The sequence below is a fragment of the Pirellulales bacterium genome, from assembly GCA_019636335.1.
GTDB lineage: Bacteria > Planctomycetota > Planctomycetia > Pirellulales > JAEUIK01 > JAHBXR01.
The window spans coordinates 33,438-49,154 of the sequence record JAHBXR010000026.1 but is presented as its reverse complement, the minus strand read 5'-3'; the positions used below and the strand labels follow the sequence as shown (position 1 = coordinate 49,154).

Here is a 15,717-nt window from a genome sequence, read left to right as displayed (position 1 = left end):
TGCGATGATGGATATCGACGCCAAGACGCGCGAACTCGAAGAACTGCACGAACGCATTCGCCAGATCGAATCGGAACTGGTCGAAGAGGGGCTGCGCACCCGTTGGCGCCCGCGCGAGTACTACGCGGCCTATTACGCGACGACGGGCTTCCTGCTCGGCACCGTCGCCGCCGCGGCCAGCCTGCTGTTCAACGTCGTGGGCGCGCTGCTCTTCGGCAAATATCCGCTCGAGCTGATTCGCGTCTACCTCACGTTCCCCCTGGGCGAACAGGCCCTCGAGATCGATAGCGGAATCGCATTGGCGATCGGCTGTTGCCTGTACCTGGCGACCGGCATGTTGCTGGGGGTGCCCTATCAATTGGTGCTGACGCGATTCTCGCCCAGCTCGTTCGCCGGCCGTTTCATCCTGGTGACCGTCATGTCACTGGGGCTCTGGCTCTTGAATTTCTACGGCATTCTCTCCTGGCTTCAGCCGCTGCTCTTCGGCGGCGCGTGGATTGTTGAGCAGATTCCGTGGTGGGTGGCAGCGCTCACGCACCTGGTGTTCGGGTGGACGATGTTGCTGATCTACCCGTTGGGCCTCTACGTTCCTTACGAACTTCCTGCGGAGCAAGCATGACGACGGACGCGACCAAGGCAGTTCCGATCGACGGGCGCGAGCTGGTCGATGAACGGCTGGTGATCTGGTATTTCCTGGCGGCACTGGCCTACCTGGCCGCGTCGATGCTGGGTGGCCTGCTCATGGCGCTACAACTGGTGCGCTGGAATCCGCTGATGGATATCGAGCTGCTGTCACCGGGCCGTTGGCGCATGATCCACACGAATGCCATCGCCTACGGCTTCCTCGCCAACAGCTTTCTCGGTGCATTGCACTGGTCCGTCCCCCGCCTGACGCTCAAGCCGGTCGCCAGCCGCGAATTGTCGTACTTCATCTTCCTCGCCTGGCAGGTGGTCGTCGTCAGCACCGCGGTCGGCATCATGTTCGGGCAGGCGCAGGGCATCGAATGGGGCGAGACCCCCGTCTGGATCGACCCCTTGGCGCTGGCCGGGTTGGCGCTCGTGGCCTTCAACTTCTTCGTGCCGATCGGACGCACGAAGGGGCCCCTCTACGTCACGCTGTGGTACTTCATGGCGGCCTTCGTCTGGACCTTTCTGACCTACGCCATGGGCAACTTTCTGCCCCAGTACTTCGTGCCCGGCACGAGCGGCGGCGCCATCGCGGGTCTGTTCATTCACGATCTCGTCGGTTTGTTCGTCACGCCGCTGGGCTGGGGCCTGATGTATTACTTCGTGCCCATCATGCTCGGCAAGCCGATCTGGAGCCACGGACTCTCGCTTGTCGGCTTCTGGGGACTGGCGTTCTTCTATCCTTTGAACGGTATCCACCACTTTCTCTACACGCCGATCCCCATGTTTCTGCAGTACGGGGCGGTCATTGCCACCGTGGCCGTCGAGCTGGTCGTGACGACGGTGATCATCAACTTCTTCGGCACCATCTGGGGATCGAGCCGCGCATTGGTCACGAACTTGCCCCTTCGCTGGTTCTATACCGGCATGATCTTCTACTTCCTGACCTGCCTCCAATGCTCGATGCAGGTCACGCTGACCTTCCAGGCCTTGATCCACTTCACGGACTGGGTCGTCGGGCATGCCCATCTGGTGATGTTCGGTGTCTTCAGCATGTGGCTGCTGGGGATCATGACCTATCTCTTCCCGCGCCTGCTGCACACCGATTGGTACAGCCGCGAGCTGTGCGAATGGCATTATTGGCTGTCGGCCGGCGGTCTGCTCGTCATGGCGAGCGATCTGATCTTGCTGGGGGTCTTCCAAGGTTACTGGTGGGGATCGCTACAACCGTGGGATGTCTCGACGAATGGTTCCACGCCGTTTTGGATCATCCGCGTCTTCGCCGGGCTGGCGATGCTCGCCGGACAACTCTGCTTTTTCTACAACCTGTACATGACCTGGCAGTCGTCGCGAGTCGTAGCGCGGAATGCCGCGATCGCTTATCCCGCCACCTAGTCTTCCCGGATGCTGGAGAGTTCGACGAGCCATGTTTGAAAGTAAATCGGGGGTGTTGCTGATCGGCGGTCTGGGGTTCTTCTTCTTCGCGTTCCTGTCGAACGCCGTGGTGCCGGTGCTGATGTATCGCAATCTGCCCGAGAAGACCGCGCGCGAAGTCGTCAACCCGAACCTCGTCTACCAGTTCGAAGATCTCAGCCGCCGGTATCCCGACCAGTTTGCGAAGTACATCGGCAAGCCCACCGAAGACAACTGCGCCGAGGCACTACGCACGGGCTACGGCATCTACGTCGGCGAAGGGTGCTGGCACTGCCATAGCCAGTTCGTACGTCCCGTTTCCAATGAATCGCGCCGCTGGGGGCCGGTGTCCGAGACGATCGAGTACCAAAACGAGCTGCAGCGTCCCGTCATGTTCGGCACGCGGCGCGTTGGCCCGGATCTGAGCCGCGAAGGGGGGCGGCGTTCGAACGATTGGCACGCGGTCCATTTCTTCCAGCCCACGCTGGTGTCGACCGATTCGCCAATGCCCAACTATCCGTGGCTCTTCGACGGATCGCCCGACAAGCCGAACGCCCGGGGCCTGGCGCTGATCACCTACGTGCAGTGGTTGGGTTCGTGGCTGGAAAGTTATCCCGATTACGAAAGCTATGTTCCGCTGGCGGAACTGACGAAGGAGAGACCATGAACCCCGACGGCGCCCCGGCGGCCTGGCTGTCGCGCGTGCTGATGATCCTGCTGGCCATCGGCATTCTCGTGCCGAGCTTGTGGGGCTTCGGCACCAAGCTGCTCGAGTTCGTGGCGCTCGCGCGCGGCGAGGCCGACGGCGCCTTTGCCGTCACGCCGCTGGCCAACTATCTGCTCGCCAGCACGGGCTTTCTGCTGCTCTTCTGCTGGGCGGCCATGAACGGCATGTTCCACGACATCGAACGGCCCAAGCAGACGATGCTCGAAAATGAGAAGTGGCTCGACGAGCACTACGACTCGGGTCGCCTGCACTAGAATTCGCTTCCCCCACAGAAAGTACGACGCATGCCCACCTATCCTGAAGGTGACGCGCGCACGAGCGCCCAGCACGAGAACCGCTTTCACGACTACGTGGGAAACCGCATTCCCTGGTATGTGCGTTTGATCTGGGTGATGTTCTGGTGCTTTGCGGTCTATTACACGATCGCCTACCTCTTCCCCGCGATCCGCGTGGAGCTGTTGACGCCTCCATGACTTCACACGCCGACGATCGCTGCGACTACTGCGGACTTCCTCTCGCGTCCCGTTGGTGGCGTCCGCCGTCGACACATGCGAGCGAAGGTACCGTGGCCGAGCCGGCCTATTGTTGCGTCGGCTGCCGCATCGCGGCCTCCATCGCCGGCGAAGGAGGTGAGACCGGGGCGGCCCGGTGGGCGCTCGCTCGCCTGGGGCTTGCCATCTTCTTCACGATGAACGTCATGGCCTTCACCATGGCGCTCTGGTCGTACGAAATCTATGAAGCGGAGTTGGGCCAGACCGACCGCTGGACCGCTTCGCTCATCGAGTTGTTTCGCTATGCCTGTCTGCTGCTGTCGCTGCCGGTGCTATGGCTGCTGGGGGGCACGCTGTGGCACGATGCGTGGAGTCAAATGCGCCGCGGCGTCTTTTCTACCGATCTGCTCCTCGTGCTGGGCATCGGGGCATCGTACGTCTATTCGGTACTGGCCGTCTTTCGCGGATATCCACACGTCTATTTCGAAGTCGGCTGCGTGGTGCTCGTCATGCTCACGCTCGGTCGCTGGCTCGAGGCCACGGGCAAGCTGCGCACCACCGCGGCGCTCGATGCGCTCGAGAAGCTGCTGCCCGAGCAGGTCAGGCTCGACACCATCCCCGAACGTTGGGTCCCGCGACAACTGGTCGCCGTGGGCGATACGTTGCGCGCGCTGCCGGGCGAGCGCGTGCCCCTCGACGGGGTCATCGTGCGTGGCTCGGCCACAATCGACGAACAGGTGATCACGGGCGAAAGCAGGCCGGCCATTAAAGAAAGTGGCGACGAAGTCTACGCGGGCACGCTGAATCTCGACGCCGAGCTCGTCGTGCGTGCCACCTGCGCCGCCAACGAAGGTTCATTGCGCCGGCTGATCGACCTCGTTCGCGCGGCCCGAGAGAAAAAAGGACACTATCAACGTCTGGCCGACCGCATCGCTCAGGCCTTCTTGCCCTTGGTGTCGCTCATCTCGCTGGCGGCGGCGTTCTATCACGGCACGCGCGCTGGTTTCGACACAGGGTTGATGACGGGGCTCAGCGTGTTGTTGATCGCCTGTCCCTGTGCCCTGGGCCTGGCCACCCCTTTGGCCGTCTGGGCAGCCCTGGGAACAGCGTCGAGGGCGCAGGTCCTCTTCCGGCACGGCGAGGCGCTCGAACGCTTGGCAACCGTCCGGGCCATCTGCTTCGATAAGACCGGCACGCTGACCATCGCCGAGCCCAAGGTCGAGCGATTCCTCGGCGACGGCGACGAGCGCGAGATACTGTCGGTCGCGGCGGCGATGGCCACCGCCTCGTTGCATTCGTTCTCGCGCGCCATCGAACTGTTCGTCGACGAGAGCAGCGGCCACGTGCGGCGAAAAGGCGCCAGCGACGCCGTGCAGCAAGTGCGCACGCTACCGGGCCGGGGATTGGTGGCGCAACTCGGAGAAGCGGAACGCTCGCCGGCGATCTATCTCGGCAGTTGGCGACTCATGCAGGAGCAGGGACTTCTCCCCCAGGGCGAAATAAGGCTAGCCATCGAGCGGGCCCTGGCCGGCGGCGAATCGATCTCCTGCCTGGGGTGGGAGGGCGTCGTGCGCGGCGTCTTCAAGTTTCGCGAACAATTGCGTCCCGAGGCCCGTGCCGCGATCGAGGCGTGCCGCGCCCTGGGGTGCGAGCTCGTGATGCTCACCGGCGATCACCAGGCATACGCCCACCGAATCGGCCAGCGACTGGGACTCGCCGTGCGTGCCGAGTTACTTCCCGAAGATAAAGTCCACGCCGTGCGCGAAGTGCGCCAGACGCTTGGCCAGGTGGCCATGATCGGCGACGGCATCAACGATGCGCCGGCACTCGAGTCAAGCGACGTGGGGGTGGCCCTGGCCTGCGGCACGGATCTTTCGCGGCAGTCGGCCTCGGTCTGCCTGCTGAGCAATGATCTGCGGCGACTCCCCTGGGCCATCGAGCTTTCGCGGCGCGCGCTGCGCACCATCCGCTTCAATCTGCTCTGGGCCTTCGTCTACAACGTCGTCGGCGTGGGGCTCGCCGCCGCGGGCTGGCTGAATCCCGTGTTCGCCGCCGTCGCCATGGTGGGAAGCAGCATGATGGTCATCGGCAATTCCCTCTTTCTGGCACAACGCGATGTCCCTCTGGCGCACGTCGCCGAGATGGAGCAGCAAGATGCCCCCGCCGCGGAATGGGAAGAGCTCGTCCGCGCGTAACGCCGCGCTCTGGGATTACGAGAGGAAACATCCGTTGCTCGATCTGCCGCTTATTTTTTTGGGGGGGCTGCTCGGCTCGTCCCACTGCATCGGCATGTGTGGCGGGTTCGCCTTGTCCATCGGCGGCACGGCCCCCAGCGTCGCGCGCAACCTGTCGCGGCAGGCGATCTACAGCAGCGGTCGAATCTTCAGCTACGCCTGTGCCGGCGCCCTGGCAGGCTACGGCGGCATGCGGCTGGCTGATCGCGCCGCAGAATGGGTCAACGTTCCCGCCTGTCTGGCGGTCGTGGCGGGCGTGCTGCTCATCTGGCAGGGACTGGTCGCCGCGGGGGTCTGGCCGCGACGAGTCACCCCCGCTAGTGCGCCACCCTGCCTGAGCGGTTCGCTGCTCGCAACCTTTCTGCGCTCGCCCGAACCGACCCACGTCTTTCTCGCGGGGCTCTTTACCGGTCTGCTGCCGTGTGGGCTCGTCTATGCCTACTTGGCACTAGCCAGCAGTTCTGGCGGCATGGCAGCCGGTCTGGCCACCATGGCTGCTTTTGGCCTGGGCACCGTGCCGCTGATGGTCCTGACCGGCATCGGAGGCTCGTTCATCAGCCTGGCCACCCGCCAACATCTGTTGCACATCGCGGCATGGTGCGTGGTGCTCACGGGCATCGTCGCCGTCGCACGCGGCCTGGGATTCGTCCACCTCGACGGCTTGTGGCTGGGAGGGGGATGCCCCGCCTGCCAGTCGTGAACGCGTCGCCGTCGCTCGCGGCGCGGTCGTCCTGCCCCCCCCTGCCCTGCCGTTCTTCCAGACAGAGCGACGGAATCGCTCGTGCTGGAATCTAGGCCGGCGCGAGCAGTTGCTCGTGCAAGTTCCCCTTGCTGTCGCCGAACTTGTCGACATTGATGTCGAGGCAATCAAGCATCGTGACCAAGAGATCGGTCAGCGGCGCCGCCTTCTCGAGCTTGACGTGTTGCCCCGACTGGAGGCGACCGCCAGCACTCCCCGCGAGCACCGTGGGCACCTGCATCGGCGAGTGCGCGTTGCCGTCCGAGATGCTCGAGCCGAACATGACCATCGAATGGTCGAGCAAGGAGCGTTCGCCTTCCTGCGTCGCCGCCATCCGCTCGAGCAGGTAGCGATACTGCTCGACATGATAGCGGTTGATGCGCTTGTACTGCTCCTGCTTGTCGGCGTTGTTCTCGTGGTGGCTGAGGGGGTGGAAACCGTCGTTGACCCCTTCGACGAACGAGAAGTTACGCCCCGATACGTCGTTGGCGAACATGAACGTCGCGATGCGCGTGGCGTCGGTCCAGAACGCCATGTGCAGAATGTCGAGCATGAGACGGACGTGCGTCGTGTAGTCGCCGTACTCGGCGCCAGGGCGTTTCAGATCGGCGGCGTTGACGGCCGGCTTCCAATTGCGATCTTCGGCCTGGGACGCGGCCTCGATGCGTTGCTCCAGCGCGCGGACCGAATCGAGATACTCGTCGAGCTTCTGGCGATCGCTCCCTCCGAGATTCTGTCGTAGCTTCCCCGCGTCCTCGCGGACCAGGTCGAGCACGCTCCGATCGGCCGGGCTGCGGCCGAACTGCGTCGAGCGAAACAAGCGATCGAACGCCTGCTGCGGATTGATCTCCTTGGTCGCGGGCAACGTCGGCGTGCGCCACGACACGTGGCAGCCGTAGACGGTGCTGTAGCCCATGTCGACCACGTTGTGGACGGGATCAATCCCCAATTCGAGCGACGAAAGTGGCGTCGACTGCCCGATCTGCTGCGCGGCGAATTGATCGACCGAAATGCCCGCGCGTATCCCCTTGCCGCTGGTGCGCACGGCCTGCGCGCCGGTCAGCCAACTGGTGGTCTTGGCGTAATGGCCATCCCCCATCAGGCCGGCCGTGTTGCGCAGATTCGATAAGACGACCAGCTTCTCCTTGAGCGGTGCCAGGGGTTCGAGGATGTACGACAACTCGTAATCGCGTCCCTCGCCCGAGACATTCCACGCCGCGGGGAGCGCCCCATTCGGCATGTACAAAACGGCCATACGGACCGGCGGCTGGGCGGTACTGGCAGCACGCGCCTGGCGAGGCAACATCGCCTCGAAGAACGGCAATCCCAGCGCCGCGCCGACGCCGCGGAGGATCGTTCGTCGCGAGAGGGGCCAGCGATTCGAATCGGCCATGTCAGCGTTCCTAAGGGGCATTCTTCTTATGACGGAAAGGATAACTCTCGACCACCGACAGAATCAATTCGTGGCTGCGGTGGTCCCCTTCTGCCAATCTTGATATCGCCTGGCGGATCGTACACTCATCGTAAAAATCGACCGCCCGCCCCAGGGCGTAGGTCAACGTTCGTTCCACAAGTTGACGCAGAAACAGCTCTTGCCGCGCCAACAGGGCATCTTTCAGATCGGCGATCCCGTTCAGTTCCCTGCCGTCGGGCAGGGCCGCCGCGGCATCGATATCGATGCCATTATCCTGATCGCGCCATTTTCCGATACCGTCAAAATTCTCCAGGGCGAAGCCCAAAGGGTCCATCTTGGCATGGCAACTGGCGCAACTCTCCTGGGCGCGATGCCTTTCGAATCGCTGTCGCAGCGTCAACCCATCCTTGACCTCGTCGCTCTTGGAGATCTCCTTCACATTCGGAGGCGGCGGGGGCGGGGGGGTGCCGAGGATCGTCTCGAGGACCCACTTGCCCCGCAACACGGGGCTGGTGCGCGTGGGATACGAGCTCACCGTCAGCGTGCTGCCCATCCCGAGCACGCCGCCGCGGCGGCGGTCGGCAAGCTCCACCTTGCGCAACTGCCCCCCCTCTACCTTCGGCAGGCCGTAATGCTCGGCCAGCCGATCATTCACAAAGGCATAGTTGCAGTCGACGATGTCGAGCACGCGTCCATTCTCGCGGAAGAGCGTGTCGAAGAACATCCGCGACTCTTCGTACATGGCATCGCGCACGCCGTTGAATCCGCCGAAGCGCCGGATATCCATCTCGTGCGTGCGCAGGTCGCGGTAGCCGAACCACTGCGAGGTGAATTCCTCGGCCAAGGCAATCGACTTCGGATCGGCCAGCATGCGCGCGACCTGCTCGCGCAGCACCTCGGGCTGGCTCAATCGGCCCGCGTCGGCCAGTTCGGTCAACTCGCCGTCGGGCATCGTCGACCAGAGAAAATACGACAACCGCGTCGCCAACTCATGATCCGTGATCGGATACGCCTCGTTCGACCCCTCGGGGGCCTGATCCTGTTCGATACGGAACAAGAAGTGAGGCGAAAGGAGTGTCGCCAGCAGCGCGGTCTGCAGCCCCTGTTCGAAAGATTCGCCGCGCCCGAGGGCCTGCTCGACCAGCGCGACCCGCGCCGCTAGTTCATCGTCCTTCACGGGGCGACGAAATGCCCTCGGCAAGAACGCCCGCAGGTTCTGGCGTGCCACCTCCGCCGGCGAGACCGACTCCGACGGCGTCACGGCGAGCAGCATCGCACGCGCGGGGGCCCCCTCGGCCATCGCCTGTTCCAGCAGACGCTTGGTCGTATCGAGATATTTCTCCATCAGCACGGGAGGGATGAAGAGCGTATCGCCCTGGTTATCGAACCCGTTCCCCGCGGCATCGGCGGGCAGGTCGCGGGCCGCGTCGAGATCCATGCCGAAGAGATCCCGAATCGTGTTGCGGTACTCGACACGGTTCAAGCGGCGGACGGTGACGTGACCTGGCTCTGTCTGTCCAAGGCAGTCGTGGTTGCGAAACGACGCCTCGATCCATTCGAACAAGAGTTGGCGGTCTTCGTCCGACATCACCGCTTCGCTCTTGGGGGGCATCTCGTGCGAGCGCACGACCCGCAGCACTTTGTTCCAGGTTCGTCCCTCGGTGAAGATGTCTTCCTGCGTTTGGGCCGAGGCGAGATCGATGCCCGCCGTGGCCTCCTCCCCCGCGTGGCAACTCGTGCAATGGGTCTCGAGCACCGCCTGAACGGCCTGCGGCATCTCGGCCGGATCTGCCCCAGCCACGGGGGACAAAACTCCTATCGCCAGAGCCATTACCAGCATGCTGCTCGCGCGGAAAGACATGCGTTTCACGGATACTACGAGGATCGAGGGGCGGGACGATCGCAAGGATCGCTGAAACGGCGAGGAGCCACGATCGACACCGGCGTCAAAGACCATACCGCCCGTCGACCGCAACGGGTTTCACTATAGCCCAAAAGAGGGCCGGCAGCCATGTGGCGCAGCGTCTCGTCGCGCGCCGAAAGTTGGTGGACTTAGGGGGGGTAGCACCGACGAGTTTCCGCAGCAGGCTTGAAACTTATCTCGCTTGAGTCGGAAGCTCGTCGGTGTCGCGCAGCGACAAGAGGTTCGTTTCGACCGGACCGGCGTTGTGGCGAGGCTGTGCTACTGAAATGCGCCTGCCCGATCGACCCTCTGGTTGCTGCGCAACACCGACGATGATGCGACTCGAGTGTGTTGTCGTGCGCGACGTCGCGCCGCACCATCGTCGGTGCTACCCGGCTGGGATTCAATTGCACCCGAAAATTAAGGTTGGACACAGCCCTAGGCTCATGGGCTGCGCGGAGTGGAATAAAGCCGGTAGCCACCGGCGAGTTTTCTGGTCGCGATGCTGGCGATTGTCAGCCTTTAAGCCGCGGCGGCCGAGATTACGAAGCGTTGGTTTTATCGACGGATGATTCCATAGCATCCAGCGATTCGTAGTCGCTCAACGCCCCGGGATACCACGCCGCGCGCAGGGCGTTGAGCACCGCGACGACGTCGATCACCTCTTGCGCAATCGCGCCCGCCACCGGTGGCAGCAGTCCCGCGGCGGCCAGCAGCATGCCGCCGATACTGAATGCCATCCCTCCCACGGCGCTCTGCAGGGCGATGCGTCGCATCCGCCCGCCGATGTGCAGCAGTTCGTCGACGCGCCCCAGCATGTTGTCCATCACCACGGCGCCGGCTGCTTCGGTGGTCACCTCGCTGCGTTGCCCCATCGCCAGCCCGACCGTGGCAGCCACCATGGCCGGCGCATCGTTGATGCCGTCGCCGACGTAGACCGTGCCCGCGCGGGCCGTTTCGGCGCGAACGATGTCGAGCTTCTCTTCGGGGCTCTTACCGGCGTACACCTCGCTGATTCCGACACGTTGAGCCAGGTACTCGGCCTCGGACGGGCGATCGCCCGACACGAGCATGACCTTCTTGAAGCCATGCATGGGAGAGAGGTGACCGATAAACTCCGCTCCCTCGGCGCGGGGCTCATCGCGAAAGCGATAGGTCGCGGTGTAGTGCCCGTCGACCACGACGACGCACTCGAGCCCGCCCGATGAAGGGGGTAGCACGGCGGTCGTGGTGGGATCTTCCGCCGCCAACTTTTTGGCGCTGGTGATACGCACCGCTCGATCGCGAACCATGCCCAGCAGCCCTTCGCCCGGATGTTCTCGCACGTGTTCGGCCGGCAGTAGCATGATCTTGCTCTTCCGGGCGGCGTCGAGCACCGCCACCGCCAATGGGTGCTTCGAGTATTGTTCGAGACTCGCGGCAAGCTGCAGTATCTCCTCCGACGAAAACTCCGCGACGACGTGTTGCTCGACCAGACGGGGCTCGCCGTAGGTCAGCGTGCCCGTCTTGTCGAAGATCATGGTCTGACAGCGGCCGATCCGCTCGAGCACGGCCGGATCGCGAATGATGATGCTGCGCCGCGCCGCGAGCGAGATCGATCCGATGATGGCCACCGGAATGGCAATCAGCAGCGGACAAGGGGTGGCAATCACCAGCACCGCGAGAAAACGAATGGCTTCGCCGCTGGCCAGCCACGCCGCCAGCGCAATGGCCACCGCCAGCGGCGTGTAGAAGGCCCCCAATTGATCTCCCAGCCGGCGCAGCCTGGGACGCTGTTGCTGCGACTCTTGCATGACGCGCATGATGCGCGCGTAACGCGAGTCGATCGGCAGCCGCACGGTGCGAATGCTCAAGGCCGCCTCGCCGTTCATGGCGCCCGAGAAGACTTCGGAGTCGATCGATTTCGACACGCGGTAGGGCTCGCCCGTCAGGTAGGCCTCGTTCATGCTGCCCCGTCCCTCGACGACGATGCCGTCGACCGGGCAGACTTCGTGCGGCAGTACCACGAGGACGTCGTCGATGCGGATGCGATCGAGCGGCAGGTCGACCAGACCACCGTCCGATTTCTGATGCGCCACGGCTGGCATGCGCCGCGCCAGCGCGTCGAGCACCGAAGAGGCCCGCCGCACGGCAAACGACTCGAGCGCCGCCCCTCCCGACAACATCAAGACGACAAACGTCCCAGCCAGATACTCCCCCAGCAGCACTGCCGTGACGATCGCGATCCCGGCCAGAAGATCGGACCCAAATTCGCGCAGCAGCACTCGCCAGGACAACTCGAGAACGAGCGGGCCACCCCCTATCACGAGCGCCACCCAGAGAAATCCAACCGCGTTCGTCTCCGGCCAGGCGAGGCCCCATCGTGTTGTCAGGTAGGCCGCGATACACATGGCGGCAACGATGGCGATGACCGTGTGGCGACGTTCCCACAATCGGCCGAAGCTCAACGAATGGCCGCTCGGCACAAGCGATGCGACCTGCGACGACTGCTTCGTGAAATGTCGTTCTCCTGGATCACTCATAGCCTGGGATTTGCTCGGCGACGCGTTCTCGGCAGCAATCAAAATCCGATCATCGCGAATAACTAGGGGTTTTACCACACGGACTTGCCGTGTTCGCTTCACGGCTCGCTTGGCTTTTAGCCTTCTCGCAATGGTCGCCAGCCGGAATTCGTACGCCGTCGGAGCCCGTGGCGTGGACTGCCCGGCGTCGCTACACTGTGGACGATATTTCACTAATCGAGGGGAGAGTTCGATTTGAATCGAGGTAAGAATATCGCGGTCGTGCTATGCCTGATGGCCATGGCGTCATTTATCAGCATCCCGATGTGGAACTGGCTTACCTCGCGCGCCGCAAGCGCCAAGCTCCAAGCCCGGACCAAGACCCTCGTCGACCGCAATCCACAGCTCGAATTGGCGTGGAAGGTCGCGATGCTCGACGACGTGTTGAGCTATGCGGAAGCCAAGGCCCTGGTCGAAGCGGCTGGCGAACAGGTCGATCCGAACGAATGACGGCGTGCCGAGACGATCGACGGCAGGTAGGCGCGCCAGCGAGTCTGCGCGGATCCGCAGACTGGCGCTCCGTGAAGCATAAGTGCCAGCGCACCGCCCGCACGGACGGCGACTGGCCGGTGCAAGCTCGCTCCGCTAGCCGTCCTGGCGCTGCGTATGGGTAGGCGATCTCCATGAGCTGGAATGATCTGACCGCGCTGGCCTGCCTCTTTTTTGTCAGCGAATGGACGATCCGCCTGGCGATGTTGGCCGTGGTGCCCGTCCGCCGAGCGCCAGCCGCCGCCAAAGGATGGCTGCTGCTGATCTTCTTCGAGCCCTGGGTGGGCTTGTTGCTCTATGTGCTCATCGGGCGGGCACGTCTGTCGCGCAAGCAGCGCGCGAAGTTCGCCGAACTCCCCAGGGCGATGTCCCAGGTGCTGGCGCGGTTCGTCGACCATCCCAATATCTTTCACCCCGAGGTCGGCCCTGCCCTGTCCCAGGCCGTCAGCCTGGCAGAGCGTCTCGGGGGCTCGCCGATCCTGGGGGGCAACTCGATCGAGGTCCTCGTCGACTACGACGATACCGTCGCGCGGCTGATCGCCGATATCGACCAGGCCGTGCATCATGTACACCTCGAGTTCTACATCTTCTCCGACGACGAGGTGACGGGGCGGGTGATCGCCGCCATGGAGCGGGCCACGCACCGAGGCGTTCGCTGCCGGGTGCTTGTCGACGCCATCGGCTCGCGTACGGCGCTGCGGACACTACGGCCGAAGCTGCGCGGATTGAATATCGAGCTGCACGCCATGCTGCCCGTGAGCCTGCTTCCCTGGCGAAAGGCACGCATCGACTTGCGCAATCATCGCAAGATTGCCGTCATCGACGGACGCGTGGGCTATACCGGCTCGCAGAACCTGGTCGCCGCCGGCTTCCAACAAGGCATCCGCTACGAAGACTTGATGGTGCGAGTCCACGGCCCGGCGGTCTTGGAACTGCAATACGTCTTCGCCTCGGACTGGTTTTTGGAAACGGGAGAGATCCTCGACGGCGAGCGCGAGTTCCCTTGTCCCACGATCGCCGGAGACGTGGCGGCGCAGGCACTGCCCAGCGGGCCGGCGTTTCCTACGCAGAACAATCAACGACTCTTCGTGGCGCTGGTTCACGGCGCCGCGCGGCGCGTCGTGCTGACGACCCCCTACTTCATCCCCGACGAACCCTTGCTCCAGGCGATGCAAACGGCGGCGAAACGGGGCGTCGACGTCCATCTCGTGGTCTCGGAGACCGGCGATCAGGCTTTCGTCACGCTGGCGCAAGAATCGTACTACGAGGAGTTGCTCGAGGCGGGCGTCCACGTACACCAGTTCCAACAGAACTTCCTGCACGCCAAGCATCTGAGCATCGACGATGCCGTGGCCCTGATCGGCTCTAGCAATCTCGACATCCGCTCGTTCGCCTTGAATGCTGAGCTGATGCTCGTGATCTACGATCGGGGCACGGTCGCCCGGCTCGCGATCGAGCAGGAGCGATATTTCCGCGAAAGCCGGCTGCTCACGCACGAGGGCTGGCGACAGCGGTCCCTCGGCCGCCAGTTGCTGCAGAATACGGCGCGACTGTTCAGCCCGCTGCTGTGATCGGGAGGAACGCACGACGTCTCTCGCAGCGCCGGAGCGAGGCCCTCGCTGGCACGAGCGCTACGCCATGATCTCCACGATCGGCTCCGCCCCCTCGACGCCGACCAGCTTTTGATCCAGGCCGTTGTAGAAGTAAGCGAGACGATTCGGATCGAGCCCGAGTTGGTGCAGGATCGTGGCGTGCAGATGCTTGACGTGCAGTCGATTCTCGACGGCGGCACTGCCTAATTCGTCGGTCTTGCCGTAGCTGATGCCCCCCTTGATGCCCCCTCCGGCCATCCACATGGTGAAGCCGTAGGCGTTGTGATCGCGGCCCGTCCCCTTCTCATACTCGGCCGTCGGCTGCCGGCCGAATTCGCCCCCCCAGACGACGAGCGTCTCGTCCAACATGCCGCGCTGCTTCAAGTCTTTCAGCAGGCCAGCAATGGGCTTGTCGGTCTCGCCAGCGTGCAGGTCGTGATTCGATTTCAAATCGCCGTGAGCGTCCCAGTTGGCATCGTTGTGGTTGCCCCCCGAGTACAGTTGGACGAATCGCACGCCCCGTTCGACAAGACGTCGTGCGAGCAGGCACTGGCGACCGAAGACTTCGGTCCGCTTCTCATCCAGGCCGTAGAGCGACAGGGTTTGCGCGTCCTCCTGGCTCAGGTCGACGGCGTCGGGGGCCGCGGCCTGCATCTTGAAGGCGAGCTCGTAGCTGGCAATTCGCGCCGCCAGCTCCGAGTTGTCGCGCCGAGCCAGTTGATGCTCGTCGTTGAAGCCGCGAATCGTATCGAGCATCTCGCGTTGCATGTCGCGCGTCACCCCCTCGGGAGATTCCAGATCGAGAATCGGAGCCCCCTGCGATCGCATCACCGTGGCCTGGTAGGTGGCGGGCATGTAGCCGCTGCTCCAGTTCTTCGCCCCACTGATCGGCCCGCCGCGCGGATCGAGCATCACCACGAAGCCGGGCAGATTCTCATTCACCGTGCCCAGCCCGTAATTCACCCACGAACCAAGGCAAGGGCTGCCGCTGAGGATCTTGCCCGAGTTCATCATCAACATCGCCGAACCATGAATCGGCGAGTCGGCCGTCATCGAGTGCAGGAAGGCGATGTCATCGACGCACGTGGCCAGGTGCGGAAAGAGCGTCGAAACCCACTGGCCGCATTGTCCATGCTGGGCAAAGTCCCAGCGCGTCTCGACGATGCGTCCCTGGTTCTTGTGGCCACCACGGCCGAACGTCTTCACGTCGACCGTCTTGTTGTCCATGCCCTTCATGGCGGGCTTGTAGTCGAACGTATCGATGTGACTGGGACCGCCATACATGTACAAGAAGATCACGCTCTTGGCCTTGGCCGGAAACTGCGGCGGCCGCGCGGCCAACGGATTGTTCCACGCCGTGATGCCGTCGGCGGCCACCGACTGGCGGGCCAGGAAACCGTCGTTCCCCAGCAGGGCCGCCAGTGCCGTACCGGTGAAGCCCGCGCCGGTCTGCCAGAGGAATTCTCGTCGCGTGCGACCGCAAAAGTTTTGACCCACGCGTTCGCGCTGCATCTTCTCATTCATGCG

13 protein-coding genes are annotated in these 15,717 nt (G+C 63.7%); 9 read left to right on the top strand and 4 right to left on the bottom strand.

Translation table 11 applies throughout. From position 1 onward, the window contains the following. Positions 1-4: 4 nt before the first annotated feature. From KF708_20895 to KF708_20865, 7 genes are read left to right on the top strand one after another with little or no spacing between them, the layout of a single operon-like run. Positions 5-619, top strand: coding sequence for a hypothetical protein (locus KF708_20895; GenBank protein MBX3415155.1), 615 nt, complete (start codon positions 5-7; stop codon positions 617-619). Continuing rightward, on the top strand, positions 616-2,022 hold the full coding sequence (locus KF708_20890; GenBank protein ID MBX3415154.1) for a cbb3-type cytochrome c oxidase subunit I: 1,407 nt from the start codon (positions 616-618) through the stop codon (positions 2,020-2,022). The genes KF708_20895 and KF708_20890 overlap by 4 nt, the downstream gene beginning before the upstream one ends. Positions 2,023-2,053: 31 nt before the next feature. Next, positions 2,054-2,707, top strand: coding sequence for a cbb3-type cytochrome c oxidase subunit II (locus KF708_20885; protein MBX3415153.1), 654 nt, complete (start codon positions 2,054-2,056; stop codon positions 2,705-2,707). Continuing rightward, positions 2,704-3,021: a hypothetical protein gene (locus KF708_20880; GenBank protein MBX3415152.1), complete on the top strand. Its 318-nt coding sequence runs from the start codon at positions 2,704-2,706 to the stop codon at positions 3,019-3,021. Before KF708_20885 ends, KF708_20880 begins: the two co-directional genes overlap by 4 nt. 30 nt (positions 3,022-3,051) lie before the next feature. Continuing rightward, complete coding sequence (locus tag KF708_20875; protein MBX3415151.1) at positions 3,052-3,240, top strand: hypothetical protein; 189 nt, start codon at positions 3,052-3,054, stop codon at positions 3,238-3,240. After that, positions 3,237-5,453 (top strand): cation-translocating P-type ATPase, encoded by a 2,217-nt coding sequence (locus KF708_20870; GenBank protein MBX3415150.1) that lies wholly within the window; start codon positions 3,237-3,239, stop codon positions 5,451-5,453. Before KF708_20875 ends, KF708_20870 begins: the two co-directional genes overlap by 4 nt. Continuing rightward, positions 5,413-6,192 (top strand): sulfite exporter TauE/SafE family protein, encoded by a 780-nt coding sequence (locus tag KF708_20865; protein MBX3415149.1) that lies wholly within the window; start codon positions 5,413-5,415, stop codon positions 6,190-6,192. The genes KF708_20870 and KF708_20865 overlap by 41 nt, the downstream gene beginning before the upstream one ends. Before the next feature lie 91 nt (positions 6,193-6,283). Here the strand turns inward: KF708_20865 and KF708_20860 are convergent, their stop codons facing one another. The 3 genes from KF708_20860 to cadA all read right to left on the bottom strand — a co-directional run bounded on the left by KF708_20860 (position 6,284) and on the right by cadA (position 12,070). After that, positions 6,284-7,624: a DUF1552 domain-containing protein gene (locus tag KF708_20860; GenBank protein MBX3415148.1), complete on the bottom strand. Its 1,341-nt coding sequence runs from the start codon at positions 7,622-7,624 to the stop codon at positions 6,284-6,286. Positions 7,625-7,634: 10 nt separating this feature from the next. Next, positions 7,635-9,515: a DUF1592 domain-containing protein gene (locus tag KF708_20855; protein MBX3415147.1), complete on the bottom strand. Its 1,881-nt coding sequence runs from the start codon at positions 9,513-9,515 to the stop codon at positions 7,635-7,637. A 575-nt stretch (positions 9,516-10,090) separates the two neighbouring features. After that, complete coding sequence (cadA, locus tag KF708_20850; GenBank protein MBX3415146.1) at positions 10,091-12,070, bottom strand: cadmium-translocating P-type ATPase; 1,980 nt, start codon at positions 12,068-12,070, stop codon at positions 10,091-10,093. A gap of 234 nt (positions 12,071-12,304) precedes the next feature. Between cadA and KF708_20845 the strand changes: the two genes are divergently transcribed. Continuing rightward, the gene (locus tag KF708_20845) at positions 12,305-12,559 is read left to right on the top strand and encodes a hypothetical protein (protein ID MBX3415145.1); all 255 of its coding nucleotides are present in this window, start codon (positions 12,305-12,307) and stop codon (positions 12,557-12,559) included. A gap of 173 nt (positions 12,560-12,732) precedes the next feature. Continuing rightward, positions 12,733-14,169, top strand: coding sequence for a cardiolipin synthase (gene cls / locus KF708_20840; protein MBX3415144.1), 1,437 nt, complete (start codon positions 12,733-12,735; stop codon positions 14,167-14,169). 60 nt (positions 14,170-14,229) lie between these two features. Here the strand turns inward: cls and KF708_20835 are convergent, their stop codons facing one another. Next, entirely contained in the window at positions 14,230-15,714 is a 1,485-nt protein-coding gene (locus KF708_20835) for a DUF1501 domain-containing protein (protein ID MBX3415143.1), read from the bottom strand. Positions 15,715-15,717: the final 3 nt, after the last annotated feature.

Coding starts and splice junctions, on each gene's coding strand:
- cls (MBX3415144.1), top strand. CDS start 12,733: ATGAGCTGGAATGATCTGACCGCGCTGGCCTGCCTCTTTTTTGTCAGC.
- KF708_20885 (MBX3415153.1), top strand. CDS start 2,054: ATGTTTGAAAGTAAATCGGGGGTGTTGCTGATCGGCGGTCTGGGGTTC.
- KF708_20880 (MBX3415152.1), top strand. CDS start 2,704: ATGAACCCCGACGGCGCCCCGGCGGCCTGGCTGTCGCGCGTGCTGATG.
- cadA (MBX3415146.1), bottom strand. CDS start 12,070: ATGAGTGATCCAGGAGAACGACATTTCACGAAGCAGTCGTCGCAGGTC.
- KF708_20835 (MBX3415143.1), bottom strand. CDS start 15,714: ATGAATGAGAAGATGCAGCGCGAACGCGTGGGTCAAAACTTTTGCGGT.
- KF708_20890 (MBX3415154.1), top strand. CDS start 616: ATGACGACGGACGCGACCAAGGCAGTTCCGATCGACGGGCGCGAGCTG.
- KF708_20875 (MBX3415151.1), top strand. CDS start 3,052: ATGCCCACCTATCCTGAAGGTGACGCGCGCACGAGCGCCCAGCACGAG.
- KF708_20870 (MBX3415150.1), top strand. CDS start 3,237: ATGACTTCACACGCCGACGATCGCTGCGACTACTGCGGACTTCCTCTC.
- KF708_20895 (MBX3415155.1), top strand. CDS start 5: ATGATGGATATCGACGCCAAGACGCGCGAACTCGAAGAACTGCACGAA.
- KF708_20865 (MBX3415149.1), top strand. CDS start 5,413: ATGCCCCCGCCGCGGAATGGGAAGAGCTCGTCCGCGCGTAACGCCGCG.
- KF708_20860 (MBX3415148.1), bottom strand. CDS start 7,624: ATGGCCGATTCGAATCGCTGGCCCCTCTCGCGACGAACGATCCTCCGC.